15 protein-coding genes and 1 tRNA gene are annotated in these 13,440 nt (G+C 62.0%); 6 read left to right on the top strand and 10 right to left on the bottom strand.

Annotated features, from left to right (window positions below):
- From C8267_RS05695 to C8267_RS05705, 3 genes are all read left to right on the top strand, one after another.
- On the top strand, window positions 1-1,293 hold the full coding sequence (locus C8267_RS05695) for a TolC family protein (RefSeq protein ID WP_106633982.1): 1,293 nt from the start codon (window positions 1-3) through the stop codon (window positions 1,291-1,293).
- A 385-nt stretch (window positions 1,294-1,678) separates the two neighbouring features.
- On the top strand, window positions 1,679-2,155 hold the full coding sequence (locus C8267_RS05700) for an RNA polymerase sigma factor (RefSeq protein WP_199792081.1): 477 nt from the start codon (window positions 1,679-1,681) through the stop codon (window positions 2,153-2,155).
- Window positions 2,156-2,173: 18 nt separating this feature from the next.
- Window positions 2,174-2,752, top strand: a complete 579-nt coding sequence (locus C8267_RS05705; protein ID WP_106633984.1) for a hypothetical protein — start codon at window positions 2,174-2,176, stop codon at window positions 2,750-2,752.
- 265 nt (window positions 2,753-3,017) lie between these two features.
- On the opposite strand, the gene C8267_RS05710 is transcribed toward C8267_RS05705, so the two are convergent.
- Window positions 3,018-3,105: transfer RNA gene (locus tag C8267_RS05710), tRNA-Ser, on the bottom strand.
- A gap of 190 nt (window positions 3,106-3,295) precedes the next feature.
- Here C8267_RS05710 and C8267_RS05715 point away from each other — a divergent pair.
- Window positions 3,296-4,699, top strand: coding sequence for a hypothetical protein (locus tag C8267_RS05715; RefSeq protein ID WP_106633985.1), 1,404 nt, complete (start codon window positions 3,296-3,298; stop codon window positions 4,697-4,699).
- A 32-nt stretch (window positions 4,700-4,731) separates the two neighbouring features.
- The gene (locus C8267_RS05720; protein ID WP_106633986.1) at window positions 4,732-5,142 is read left to right on the top strand and encodes a secondary thiamine-phosphate synthase enzyme YjbQ; all 411 of its coding nucleotides are present in this window, start codon (window positions 4,732-4,734) and stop codon (window positions 5,140-5,142) included.
- Between the two features lie 109 nt (window positions 5,143-5,251).
- Here the strand turns inward: C8267_RS05720 and trxA are convergent, their stop codons facing one another.
- The gene (gene trxA, locus C8267_RS05725; RefSeq protein WP_106633987.1) at window positions 5,252-5,716 is read right to left on the bottom strand and encodes a thioredoxin; all 465 of its coding nucleotides are present in this window, start codon (window positions 5,714-5,716) and stop codon (window positions 5,252-5,254) included.
- A 267-nt stretch (window positions 5,717-5,983) separates the two neighbouring features.
- Between trxA and C8267_RS05730 the strand changes: the two genes are divergently transcribed.
- Entirely contained in the window at window positions 5,984-6,454 is a 471-nt protein-coding gene (locus C8267_RS05730) for a YqaA family protein (RefSeq protein ID WP_199792082.1), read from the top strand.
- Window positions 6,455-6,610: 156 nt separating this feature from the next.
- Here the strand turns inward: C8267_RS05730 and C8267_RS05735 are convergent, their stop codons facing one another.
- The 8 genes from C8267_RS05735 to C8267_RS05770 form a co-directional block, all read right to left on the bottom strand.
- Window positions 6,611-7,441, bottom strand: a complete 831-nt coding sequence (locus tag C8267_RS05735) for a PepSY-like domain-containing protein (RefSeq protein WP_234025705.1) — start codon at window positions 7,439-7,441, stop codon at window positions 6,611-6,613.
- Between the two features lie 62 nt (window positions 7,442-7,503).
- A complete protein-coding gene (locus C8267_RS05740; RefSeq protein ID WP_106633989.1) occupies window positions 7,504-7,947 on the bottom strand; it encodes a PepSY-like domain-containing protein in 444 nt (147 codons plus the stop codon).
- Between the two features lie 194 nt (window positions 7,948-8,141).
- Window positions 8,142-9,419, bottom strand: coding sequence for a sensor histidine kinase (locus C8267_RS05745; protein ID WP_106633990.1), 1,278 nt, complete (start codon window positions 9,417-9,419; stop codon window positions 8,142-8,144).
- A complete protein-coding gene (locus C8267_RS05750) occupies window positions 9,416-10,093 on the bottom strand; it encodes a response regulator transcription factor (protein WP_106633991.1) in 678 nt (225 codons plus the stop codon). The genes C8267_RS05745 and C8267_RS05750 overlap by 4 nt, the downstream gene beginning before the upstream one ends.
- A 127-nt stretch (window positions 10,094-10,220) precedes the next feature.
- On the bottom strand, window positions 10,221-11,225 hold the full coding sequence (locus C8267_RS05755; protein WP_087361689.1) for a beta-ketoacyl-ACP synthase III: 1,005 nt from the start codon (window positions 11,223-11,225) through the stop codon (window positions 10,221-10,223).
- Window positions 11,226-11,244: 19 nt separating this feature from the next.
- A complete protein-coding gene (locus tag C8267_RS05760) occupies window positions 11,245-12,201 on the bottom strand; it encodes a phosphate acyltransferase (RefSeq protein WP_087361690.1) in 957 nt (318 codons plus the stop codon).
- Window positions 12,202-12,421: 220 nt separating this feature from the next.
- Window positions 12,422-12,607 (bottom strand): 50S ribosomal protein L32, encoded by a 186-nt coding sequence (rpmF, locus tag C8267_RS05765; protein ID WP_019131261.1) that lies wholly within the window; start codon window positions 12,605-12,607, stop codon window positions 12,422-12,424.
- 46 nt (window positions 12,608-12,653) lie between these two features.
- Window positions 12,654-13,316 carry a YceD family protein gene (locus C8267_RS05770; RefSeq protein ID WP_317046025.1) on the bottom strand — a complete coding sequence of 221 codons (663 nt, stop codon included), beginning with the start codon at window positions 13,314-13,316 and terminating at the stop codon, window positions 12,654-12,656.
- Window positions 13,317-13,440 lie beyond the last annotated feature (124 nt).

Raw genomic sequence — 13,440 nt, forward strand, 5'->3', positions numbered from 1 at the left:
ATGAGACGCACACTTGCAACACTGCTTCTGCTGCTCTTCGGTGGAAGCCTTGCGGCCGGAGCCCAGACCCTCACGCTCGAGGAGTGCCGGGCCGCCGCCGTGGAACATAACCGCACGCTGGCCAACGCGCGGCTCGACCTCGAGGCCGCCACACAGAGCCGGCGCGAGGCCTTCACCAACTACTTCCCGCAGATTTCGGCTTCGGGCGGAGTCTTCCAGGCCCAGCACGGGCTCATCCAGGCCAGCCTCGACGTGACCATCCCCCAGATGGGAAGCATCCCGATGCCCCTGTCGCTGGTCAAGCGCGGCATCGTGGGGGGCATCTCGGCCGTACAGCCCCTCTTCGCCGGTCTGAAGATTGTCAACGGCAACCGCCTGGCCCGTCTGGGCGAGGAGGTGGGCGCCCTGCAGCTGCAGAAGAGCGAGGCGGAGGTGCGCGAACGCACCGACACCTACTTCTGGCAGATTGTCTCGCTGCGCGAGAACCTCTCGACGCTCGATGCCGTCGAGCGGCAGCTCGACGAGATTCACCGCCAGGTCGAACTCTCGGTCGAGGCGGGGCTCGTCACCTCGAACGACCTGCTGCGCGTCGAATTGCGGCAGCAGGAGGTCGCCTCGAACCGGCTGAAGGTCGAAAACGGGCTGAAGGTCTCGAAGATGCTGCTGGCGCAGTACGTGGGTGCCGACTGGCGGCAGTTCGACATCGCCTGCACCGACACGGAGCCGGAGGCCCCGGCGGCGTGGTACGTCGACGTGGAGGAGGCGCTCGACCGGCGGGCCGAGTACCAGCTGGCCGAGAAGAATGTCGAGGCGCGGCGCTACGAGAAGCGCATGGAGCGCGGCAAGCGGCTGCCGACCGTAGGCGTGGGGGCCGGGTACCTCTATTATAACGTCATGGACCAGAACGTCAACGACGGCGTGGTCTTCGCCCAGGTTTCGGTGCCGATTTCGGAGTGGTGGGGCGGTGCCCACGCCCTGAAGCGGGCCCGGCTGCGCGAGCAGCAGGCCGAGAACGACCGCATGGAGGCGCGCGAGCTGCTCGCCGTCGAAATCGAGAAGACGTGGAGCGACCTGCAGGAGGCCTACGCCCAGATTGCGCTGGCCGAGCGCTCCATCGCCTCGGCCACCGAGAACCTGCGGCAGAACCGCGAGTTCTACCGTGCGGGCACCTCGTCGCTCACCGAGCTGCTCGACGCCGAGACGCTCTACACCCAGAGCCGCGACAAGCTGACCGAGGCCCGCGCCTCCTACCGCACGGCCGTCGCCCGCTATCTGCGTGTCACGGGACGCTGACCGTGGCGGCACATGCCTTCAGACGTCCCGCCGGAGACGATACCGGTCGGCACGACATACAAACGCCCCGGAGGAGTGAACCCCTCCGGGGCGTTTCCGTAGATGGAGGCGAGCGGCCTGTTGCGAAGCGAGTTTACGGCCCGCGGCTGGCGGCCGTCCGACAAGGAGCGGTTGGCGCCGCGGTTTTTGCCGCCGCAGCCCGCTCGGTCCCTGTTATGAAAAGTCGGCCCCCGATTTGATTCACCGAAGTTATCCGCTAACTTTCACCTCCGAATGCGGCACCGAGCCCGATTTTCGGACGGCAACAAATCTTTTTTTCAAAAAAATCGCACCTGCCGTATAGTTTTTCGGGCGGTTGCTTGTCTAACAGGTAAACGAAATGAAGATGGAGACAAAAGAACAACGATTCTCCCAACTGGTCAAGGAGCATGAACAGACCATCTATGCGGTCTGCTACATGTTCTCCCGTGATGCCGAAGATGTAGACGACCTGCATCAGGAGATACTTCTGCGGCTGTGGCAGGGATACGACGGTTTCGAGGGTCGCAGCGATATAAGGACATGGATTTACCGCGTGGCGCTGAACTACTGCATCAACTTCAGCAACAAGCGCAAGCGCGAGCGGACAAGAGGTACGACGGCGCGGGAGGCTGCCTCCTCCGACGGCGACCTCGAAAAACGCATGCAGATGAAACAGCTCTATGAGCGAATCAACAAGTTGGGACTTGTCGACCGAAGCGTCATCCTCCTGTGGCTCGAAGGCCTGAGCTACGAGGAGATAGGCGCAATCCTAGGCATCTCGGTCAAGAATGTCTCCTTCAAGCTGGTGCGCATCAAGGAGCGACTCAAAAAAAATGACTGACGACTAAACAACATGACTATGGAACGCAACATGGGACAAGAGCTCGAAGCTCTGAAAGCCGACTATAACGCCCTCAAGGCACAGATGCAGCAGCAGGAGCAGCTGAACGAACGTTTTTTCCAGGCGGCGCGCCGCCGTCCGGCGCAGGCCCTGAGCCGGGAGATTCGCAATCGTCTGATGCTCGATGTGCTGACCCTGCCCACCATCTGGGTCATCTGCATCGCCACCCACTGGCCGCCGCTCTTCGGCGTGCTGGTATCGCTGTGGACAATGATAGATTTCGCAGCCACACTCTGGATTAACCGCAAGCTGGGCATGGAGCATCTGCTCGACGGCGATACGCGGACGGTCACCCGCACCATCACCTCCTATCGCCGCTTCTACCGCCGGGCCCTGGCCATCAGCCTCCTTCCGTGCATCGCGATGATTACCTATATCTTCATCGAGCTTCTCGCGCGCGTCGGAGAGTCGGCAAACCGCAACCTGATTATCGCAATCGGCATTGCCTACACGCTCGCTGCCATCATCATCACCTGGCTGCAGTACCGCCGCCACACCAAGGCCTGCGACGAACTGCTCGACGAATTCGAGGAGTAGCGCACGTCGGGCCGAAGCGGACAGGGCTCCCGCCCCCTTTCCCGGGAAGAGGGCGGGCGACCGGAGCCGTGCAAGACGCGGCCCCCGAAGAGGAACGCACGTCGGGCCGGCGCCATTCCCTCAAGGAAAAGGGAAGGCAGAACCGGCGGCCCCTGCTACGCGGCCGTATCCGGCGGGAAAAGTGCGCTGACGGGACGCCAAACCATCAAACGCACAGACAAAACAAAATGAGGATGTTACCCGTCGTAACATCCTCATTGTTTTGCGGAGAGAAGGGGATTCGAACCCCTGAAACCCTTTAGGGGTTTACTCGCTTTCCAGGCGGGCCAGTTCAACCACTCCTGCATCTCTCCAAAGGTCGTATGCCATCCTGCGATAGCGCCGACAAAGATAGAAAGATTCTCGGGAATAACCTATAATCGGAAGCCGTTTTATTGCAAAATCGCAAAAAATCGTACCTTTGGTGTCGTTTTTTCAACACCGGATTGTCCCAAACCACTTTTAACAATACCTTCTGTCATGAAACACACACGATTTTTCGGCATGTTTTCCCTCCTCGCAGCGCTTGCCGTACTCGGCGCAGGCTGCTCCTCGGACGACACGGGCAGCGACACGCCCCCCAGCATCGGCACCGGAACCGACGACGGTCTGATTTCGGAGCAGACCCGTCAGGAAATCGAGAGCTACTTTTCGGCCTGCCTCGCCGGCGACGAGGGCGACTATACCTCTCAGATTGCCATCGACGCCGCCAAAGTGAGCGGCAACACCGACCTGGTATGGGAGGCCTGGAAGAGCGCCAACAACAACTTCGACGAGGAGAAGCTCATCGACCTTACCTCGCTGGGCACCAAGCGCTCGGGAAGCTGGCTGCTGCCCGCATCGCTCGAAGCCAGCGCCACGATGAACTACTACTGGGGCTCGAAGAGCAACAAGCCGGCCGCCGGATATCCCCTCTTCCTCTACCTCCACGGCTCGGGCGACAAGAACACCGAGTGGGAGACGGGCTGGTCGCTCTGCCAGTCGTTCCAGGATGCCCCCGCAGTCTACTTCATTCCGCAGATTCCCAACGTGGGTGACTACTACCGCTGGTGGCAGAAGGCCAAGCAGTATGCCTGGGAGAAGCTGCTGCGTCTGGCCTTCGTCTCCGATATCATCAACCCCGACCGCATCTACTTCTTCGGCATCTCCGAGGGCGGCTACGGCAGCCAGCGCCTCGCGTCGTTCTACGCCGACTACCTGGCCGGCGCGGGACCGATGGCAGGCGGCGAGCCGCTGAAGAACGCCCCGGCCGAGAACTGCGCCAACACGGCCTTCTCGCTGCGCACGGGCGCCAACGACACCGGATTCTACCGCAACACGCTGACGGGCTACACCAAGGAGGCCTTCGATGAGCTGGAGGCTGCTCACCCGGGATACTACACCCACAACATCGAGCTGATTCCCAATGCAAGCCACGCCATCGACTACACGCTCACCACGCCCTGGCTCAAGGAGTATGAGCGCAACTCCTACCCGCACTACTTCTGCTGGGAGGACTTCGAGATGGACGGACAGTACCGCACGGGCTTCTACAACCTCCGCGTGCTGGAGCGTTCGAACAGCGACTTCTCGACGCGCACCTGCTACGAGATGAACATCACGGGCAACAACATCACGCTGCAGGTCGACGAGGTGCGCTACACGACTACCGAGATTGACCCCAAGTGGGGCATCGAGATGCGCTTCGACAAGAGCAAGACCCCGGCCACGAAGGGTAAGGTGGTGCTCTACCTCTGCAACGAGCTGGTCGACCTCTCGAAGAGCGTGACGCTGACGGTCAACGGCAAGAAGGTCTACTCGGGCGTTCCCGAAATCCGTCTGGAGAACATGGTGAACAGCTGCGCCGAGTTCTTCGACCCGCGCCGCATCTATCCGGCCGCCATCGAGGTGGACCTCTCGAAGCTCTGACGCATCCGAACGCCTCAACACCCCTCGGAGCGATGATACGCCAGGTTGAATTCACGCTGCGGCCGCGGCGGCGGGGCATGCACCTCGTCACCGACGAGATTGCCGCACAGCTCGGAGAGCTGCCCGAGACGGGGCTGCTGCACCTCTTTCTGCAGCACACCTCGGCGGCCCTGACGCTCAACGAGAATGCCGACCCCGACGTGCAGAGCGACCTCGACGCCGTGTTTGACCATCTGGTGCGCGAGCGCGAGCCCTACTACACCCATACGCTCGAGGGGGACGACGACATGCCGGCCCACGCCAAGTCGACGCTTGCGGGAGTGTCGCTCACGATTCCCGTCACGCGCCACCGGCTCAACCTCGGGACGTGGCAGGGCGTCTACCTCTGCGAATTCCGCAACGGGGCCTGCGGCCGCCACATCGTCGCAACGCTCATCGGCTGACCGGCCCGGCTCCGGCTCCACACACGAAAAAGGGATGCACCCTGCGGGGTGCATCCCTTTTTTCATGCGCGGCGTTCATGCGCTGCCCGCCCAAACGGCGGCTGCCGGCCTACTTGCCGCCAAGCAGCAGCTGGTCGATGAGCCGGCGCAGCTCGGCACGCGGCATGGCGCCCTGCGCCAGCTGCGGCTTCCCGTCGCGGGGGATGAAGAGCAGCGTCGGAATGCTGCGCACGCCGAAGAGCGCCGCCAGCTCCTGCTGCTCGTCGACGTCGACCTTGTAGATGTCGACCCGGCCGGCATACTCCTCGCCGAGCTCCTCGATAATCGGGGCCAGCATCTTGCAGGGACCGCACCACGAGGCGTAGAAGTCGACCAGCGCGGGTTTGTCGCCCTCGAATTTCCAACTGCCGGGATTGCGTTCGAAATCGTAGATTTTCGTGCGGAAATCGTCCCGCGTCAAATGTGTTACTGCCATAGTTTTCCGTTCGTTTTGAGGATTGCCGGCCTGCGTTGCCGCAGTGGCCAGAAGCGAGCCGGCAACCATCGTGATTCGTATTAATGTTCCTAATTTCATAATTCGGGTTGTGTGCGGATTATAACGGTGTTCCGTTTCGTTTTATTGTGCGGCGGCCGAACGGGCGGCACCCCACAGGCAGAGGGTATGCAAAGAGCGTGCGAGGAGCAGCGCGACCGGGCCCGAAACGGACCGGACCCGAACCCGAACCGGACAACAACGACGTGCTCCGGATGCCGCACTCCGCCGAAAAAGCGCTATCTTTGCCGGACCGGAGGCGTCGCACCGCCCAACGGGCGGCCGGCTCCGGCGCAAGGACAACGACCGATGGAGGCTTTTCTGGATACACTCACACAACTGCTCGCCGACTGGGGCTACTGGGGGCTGCTGCTCTCGGCCTTCGTCGCCGGAAGCATCCTGCCCTTCAGCTCCGAGGCGGTGCTCATCATCCTCGTGCGGATGGGGCTCGACCCGCTCTGGTGTCTGGCCGCCGCGGCGGTGGGCAACACGCTGGGCGGCATGAGCTGCTACTGGATTGGTACGCTGGGGCGCAGCGAATGGATTGAGCGTCTGGGCGTGAGCGAAAAGCAGCTCGACAAGGCGCGCCGGATACTCGCGGGGCGCGGGGCGCTGATGGGCTTCTTCGGCTTCCTGCCCTACGTGGGCGAGGCGATTGCCATCGTGCTGGGACTCATGCATGCCAACCTCTGGCTCACGACCGGTTCGATGTTCGTGGGCAAGCTGCTGCGCTACGTCGTCATTCTGGCCTCGTTCCAGGGAGTCGCCTCCCTCTTCTGAGCGGCGGGCGGCAGTTCCTCGTCACATCCTCTTCACGCATTGAAGGAGGCAGGGTCAGTCCCTGCCTCCTTCAATCCATCCGATACCGGGGTGGAGGTCATGCGCCCCTCGCCGTCGAGGCTGCGCCGCGCACGCTCCTCCCATGCGGCCCGAACGTCAGAGCATCGTGCCGTCGGCTGCAATGCGGAGCTTCACCTCGCGGTCGCCGCGCTCGAGCTCCAGCTCGTAGTAGTCGCCCGTCGGAGCCTCGTAGTAGGCGATGTCGTCGAGCTCGTAGGAGGCGTACTCGGACTGCTGCCAGGCCTGAAGCACGGCGTCGGGGAGCTCGCTTCGGCGCACCTCGGTCTGGGTGTGGAGCCATGCGTTGGCGCTGTCGAAGACCACCTCGCGGGCCGTGCGGCCGTCGATGATGTCGACCTCGAGCATGCCGCGCTCATGCTCGGCCTCGAGGATGCGCGCCCCGGGATAACGCTGCTCGATGAAGGAGGTCACCTCGGCGGGAAGCTGCTGCGGCAGCAGGTCGTCGTTGTAGCGGTCGCCGTCGTCGGCCACGGCATTGAGCAGCACGCCGTCCTCCGAGTAGTGGAGCTCCATCTCGGCCTCACGCTGCTCCACTTCGATGACGTAGAGCGTCTCGAGCCGGGTACGGGTCACCTTCTCCACCTCCTCGATGCGCCACGTTGCGTACTCGCTCGCCTCGAAGGAGGCCTTCACCGCCTCGGGAAGCGCCTGATAGGGAATATCGGTATCGGTCATGTGCCAGCCGCCGCTGTGGTCGAACCACGCCGAGTTGGCTACGCCGCTCTCGCGGAAGTCGGCCACCATGTAGCCGCTCCGGCCGCTCCAGCGTACGTCGGTCGCGTTGGGGTACATCGCGTGGAATGCCGTCTCGACCTGGGCCGGTACCTGTACTGCATCGTCGTTCTTGTCGCAGCCCACCAGCGCAACGGCCGAGGCAAGCGTCATCAAAATCCATCCAAGTTTCATAAGTGCAATCGTTTTTTGTTTTCGGTTGTTGATTTGTTGTTTGGTGTGTTACAAGGGTGGCATCAGTCGTCGATGCCGATAAGGCGGTAGTCGCGGTCGAAGGTCAGGTCAAGACCTCCGTCGAGCTTCACCTCGCAGGTGCGGCGGTCGCGCTCAATCTGTATGATTTTCTGTCCGGGGTGGGACGAGGCCACGTAGTCGCGAATCGCCGGGGGGATAATCCCGGCCGGGACCTCGGCGTACTTGCACGAGACCTCCCGCCACGAGCCGTCCCGCGCGAACTCCACCTTGCGGCCGTCGATGAAGACCACCTCGTAGGTGGTGTCCCACCACTCGGAGTCGACCTTCGCATAGGAGAGGCGCGTATCGGCGAAGTGGGCGGTGATGAATTGCCGCGCCGTGGCGGGGAGCTTCTCATAGGCAATGGGACGGTCGTCGCCCGCCAGAGCGGGGGTCGCTCCCGCGAGGAGGAGCACCAGAGCCAAAAGGGATGCCAGTTTTTTCATATCGTCGGAATCTGTTTTACGGAGTTTGTCACTGAATCACGATGCAAAGTTGGGAAGCAAACCTGAAATGAATTTGAAATTGCGAACAACCTGCCGTTTTTTCGAAAAAAAAGTACAGAACGGCCAAAAAAATGCCCCGGCAACGGTTCATTCATCCGTTGCCGGGGCAAAGTTTCCGAAACAGGGGCCGCCGGCTACTGCGGGAAATCGACGGTAAAGGTGTGGCGCCCGCCGACGAAGGCGTAGGAGCAATGGAGCCCGTAGAGCCGGCAGACGGCATCGACAATCGAGAGGCCGAGCCCGGTCGAACCCTCCTTCTTCGTCCCCTGGTAGAAGCGTTCGAAGATGTGCTCGCCGTCGAGCGGTCCGCCCGTCGCCGTGTTGGCCACACGCAGGCTGCGGCGCGTGAGGGTAACCTCCACCTCGCCCCCCTCGCCGCCGTGGACGCAGGCGTTCTTGAGCAGGTTGTTCACCACGCTGGCCGCCAGCGAGGGGTTCATCCGGAAGTGCAGCGCACCCTCCTCGCGGAGCTCGATGCGGATGCGGCGCGCGGCATAGAGCTCGCCGAAATCGGCCGCCGCACGGCGCGCCAGAGCGTTGAAGTCGACCTGTTCGCACTCGGGGAACTGCCCGCCCTCGATTTTCGAGAGCAGCAGCAGCGAGCGGTTGAGCCGCACCAGATAGTCGAGCGTCTGCTGCACCTTGAAGATTTCGCCCATCTGCTCCTCGCTCAGCTCGGTCGTGTCGACCAGCATCTCGAGCCGGTTGCGGCAGACGGCCAGCGGCGTCTGCATCTCGTGCGAGGCGTTGCCGATGAACTGCTTCTGGCGGTCGAAGAGGTACTCGGCGCGCGCCGCATTGCGAATGGCCGCCTCGTTGAGCCGGCGGAACTCGGGAACACGCGTGTCGTTGTCCAGCGGTTCGTTGGCGCGGCCTACCGTATAGCTGTCGAGCCAACGCAACAGGGCGTACAGCGGGCGCAGAATCCGATGGAGCACCAGCACGTTGACCAGCAGAATGGTCAGCAGGAGCAGCAGGTAGAGCCACACCATGCACCAGAGAATCGTCTCCAGCAGGTCATCCTTCTCGAACGAGGGGGTGAGGACCGTCAGCTCGAAGAGCCGCCCGTCACAGTCCTCGAAGATGGTCCGCAGCACGCGGGCCGGCTCGCTCTCCTCCATCTCGGGGATGTAGATTTCCTCGTCGCTGTAGGCCACACTGGGGTGCGAGTCGGCATAGTCAGACGTCACCTCGCGCAGGTAGTAGCTGTTGTTGCTGCCCGAACTCGACGAGGGGAGCTCGCGGCCGGCAAGCGAACGCGTGATGAGCATCTCGGAGTAGAACTCCAGCGAATCGTCGACCTCGTCGTTGATTTCGTCGACCATCGCGAAGTAAAAGAGCGAGGCCCACGCCGCCAGCAGCAGCGTGAGCACCCACGAGATGTGGAGGATGATGCGGTTGATGAGCTTCATCGCGTGACGAGTTTATAGCCGAAGCCGTAGATGGACTTCAGTTCGATATCGGCCCCGGCGTCGGCCAGCTTGCGGCGCAGGTTCTTCATCTGGGCGTAGACGAAGTCGAAGTTGTCGCTCTGGTCAATGTGGTCGCCCCAGACCGCCTCGGCCAGCGTCGCCTTGTTGACCATGCGTCCCGGGCGGCTCATGAAGTAGTGGAGGATGTCGTACTCCTTGCGCACCAGCTCCACCTCGCGGCCCGCCACCTCGACCCGCTGCCGGTCGGGGAAGAGGCGCACGTTGCCGGCGTCGAGGCTCTCCTGACCGTCGCGCTGGTGGCGGCGGATGACGCTCCGGATGCGGGCCGAGAGCTCGGCCAGGTGGAACGGCTTGGCCAGGTAGTCGTCGGCCCCGAGCTCGAGCCCCTCGACCTTGTCGTCGAGCGAATCGCGCGCCGAGATGATAATCACCCCCGCACTCTTGCGCAACTCCTTGAGCCGCTCGAGCAGCCGCAGGCCGCTGCCGCCCGGCAGCATGATGTCGAGCAGGATGCAGTCGTAGTCGTAGTCCTCCAGCTTGGCCAGCGCCGAGGCGTAGTCGGCAGCCTCCTCCACCACGTAACGCTCGCCGCGGAGCGTCCGCACCATAATCTCACGCAACGAGGGTTCATCCTCGACAATCAGCAGTTTCATCGTATTACCAGTTTATTCTTCTGCAAAGATAGCGCTGAATTCCGAACGGGAACTGAAACGTCCCGCCGAAAACGACGCAGGAGCCCCGTTTCCGGAGCTCCTGCATTCAAATCGATTGGATCGTGGCTCAGGCCTTCGAACCGTCGTAGGCCCACTTCACGTAGATGGCGCCCCAGGTGTATCCGCCGCCGAAGGCCGACAGGATGAGGTTGTCGCCCGGACGCAGCTCCTTCTCGTAGTCGTACAGACAGGTCGGAATCGTTGCGGCCGTGGTGTTGCCGTTGCGGTCGATGTTAATCATGCACTTGTCCTTGGTGATACCCATGCGGCGCGCCGTGGCGTCGATGATGCGCAGGTTGGCCTGGTGAGGCACCAGGTAGCGGATGTCGTCGCCCGTCAGGTTGTAGCGCTCCATCATCTCAACCGAGACGTCGGCCATCTTCGAAACGGCAGCCTTGAAGACGGCGTGGCCGTCCCACGTAATCGTGTGCCAGTTGTTCTGCACCGTCTCAATCGAGGCCGGATAGCGCGAACCGCCCGCCTTCATGTAGAGCTGCAGCTCGCCCGAGCCGTCCGAGTGGAGAATCTCGTCGATGACGCCCAGCCCCTCCGTATTGGGCTCGAGCAGCACGGCACCCGCACCGTCACCGAAAATCGGGCAGGTCGAGCGGTCCGTATAGTCGACAATCGACGACATCTTGTCGGCGCCGACAACCACCACCTTCTTGCACGAGCCCGTCTCGATGAACTTGGCTCCGGTGGTCAGTGCGAAGAGGAAACCGCTGCACGCAGCCGACACGTCGTAGGCAAAGGCGTTCTTGCAGCCCGCCTGGTCGGCGATGAGGTTGCCCGTCGAGGGGAAGAACATGTCGGGGGTCACCGTGGCGCAAATCACCAGGTCGATGTCCATCGGGTCAACGCCGGTCTTGTCCAGCAGGTTGATGATGGCGCGCGCACCCATGTAGGAGGTGCCCACGCCCTCGCCCTTGAGGATGTGGCGCGTCTTGACGCCGATATGCGACATAATCCACTCGTCGGAGGTGTCGACCATCTTACTCAATTCTTCATTCGTCAGGATGTAATCCGGCAGGTACTGGCCGACACCCGTAATCGCAGCTGTTATCTTTGCCATCGATAATTTTCTTTAATGGTTAGTTGTTAAACGCACTCTTCAGCTTGCCCGTCAAATCCGCCTCGGCGCACCGTACGGTCGAGAGTATCATGTTCTTGATTGCCAACGGCGTCGAGCATCCGTGGCCGATGATGACCGGAGCGTTGACACCCAGCACGGGCGTGCCGCCCACCATCTCGTAGTTCATCGAGTTCCAGAAGGGGTTGTCCACACCCAGAGCCTTGTTGATTCGATAGAGCCCTTCGGCCATCTTCAGCACCGTATTGCCCACGAAACCGTCGCAGACAATCACGTCGGCAACCTTGCCCGTGAAGATGTACGAAGCCTCGATGTTGCCCACGAAGCGGAACTTGCCCGCCTCGCCCTCGGCCTTCATCAGCTCGTGGGTGGCCTTCGTCTGGGCGTTGCCCTTGGCCTCCTCCTCGCCGATGTTGAGCACCGCCACGCGCGGCGACTCGATGCCCAGCACGGCCTCGGCGTAAATCGAGCCAATGACGCCGTACTGCGCCAGCACTTCGGGTTTGCAGTCCACGTTGAGCCCCACGTCGAGCAGCAGCGTCGGACGGCCCGAGATGGTCGGAACGACCGACGAGATGGTCGGACGGATGACCCCTTCAATCGGCTTGACGGCATACATCGAGCCGACCATCATCGCGCCCGTGCTGCCTGCGCTGGCGAAGCCCTGAATCGCGCCCTTGGCCAGGTAGCCGAAGCCCACCGTGATGCTCGAATCGGTCTTCGTCTGGAAGGCCTTCGCCGGATGGTCGCCCATCTCGATAACCTCGGTGGTGGGTACGATGTCGAACTTCTCGGCCGGGCATCCCTCGGCCGCCAGGACGGCCAGAATCCGTTCGCGGTCGCCGAACAGCACGATGCGGCAATCCGCGCCGAGCTCTCCGAGGGCCATGACGGCTCCCTTGACCGCAGCCTCGGGGGCGAAATCGCCGCCCATGGCATCTACACCAATCTTTAACATAGTTTCCAAGATTTGGTTGAACTTCATTGTTTGCGGGAGCTCCCGACGCCCGGCGCCGCGTCTCCCCGAAGAATCCTCACAGGACGCAACGCGCACCACCGCGACCCGACTGCAAAAAACCGGTCCGCGACGGAGACACGCCCACCCCGTACCGTTCCGACGGGGCGTTTATCTTGCGAAAAAAGAGGGCATTGTCCGCAATGCACTCTTTTCCCGCCGCCTATTCAGCGGCCTTCTTCTCGATAGCCAGCTTTCCGCGATAGAAACCGCACTCGGGGCAAACCCGGTGGTAGAGCACGGCTGCACCGCAGTTCGAGCAGGTAACCACCGTAGGAACTACGGCCTTGTAGTGAGTTCTTCTCTTATCACGTCGCGTCGACGAGATTTTGTGTTTAGGATGTGCCATTTTACTGTATGAATTATAAGTTTAACGTATCCTTTTTCTGCTTCTTTCACAGTTTCTTCTCTTCATCCCCGTCGGCCAGGGCCTCCTCGCACTCCTCCGCCTCGGATGTGAGCTCCTCGGCCAGAGCCTCCTTCTGCGCCTCCAACTCCTCGCGCTCCATGCGCTCCTTGAGCGAGGCCAGCTTGGCCCATTCGCCCTCGGGAGGCGCCTGCTGCTCGGCTTCGGCCTCCAGCGCGGCGAACTCCTCGCCCGAGACAATCCTGAAGCGGGCCATCATCTCGGGGTTGCACTTTCCTTCGGGATGCACCCGCTGGTAGGGCAGCGCAAGGACGATGCTCTCGTAGATGTACTGCGTAAGGTCCACCTCGCCCTCCGAGGGGGAGAGCCAGAGCACCTCGCCGTCGTACTCCTGCACCTCGTCCGAGAACTTCACGGCAAGGTGGCCGCGATAGTCGATTGGAATCTCGCAATCCTCCAGGCAACGGTCGCAGGCAACCACTACGCTTCCGGCAATGGCGATATCGAGGTCGAGCAGCTGCTCCAAGCGGGTCATCACGACCTCGACCCGGCAGTGTCCGTCCTTGATTTCGGAGTTTTCGTAGGCCGCAAAGAGCCCGCCGTCCACCTCGAAATGGAACGTGTATTGCCCCGGTTTCAACCCTTTGTAGGCAATCACGAACCTTTTCGTATCGTCCATTCGAACCTCCATCTGAGCGTATTTAGTGCGCAAAGTTACTAATAATTCAGAGAATTGCAAAGATTTTGATGGAGTTTTGCATTGCGGGGCTGCCGACGCCGGGGGACGGATGCCGCCCGCAAAGGGGCGGCGGATG

It is taken from the genome of Alistipes sp. Marseille-P5061, from assembly GCF_900290115.1.
GTDB lineage: Bacteria > Bacteroidota > Bacteroidia > Bacteroidales > Rikenellaceae > Alistipes > Alistipes excrementigallinarum.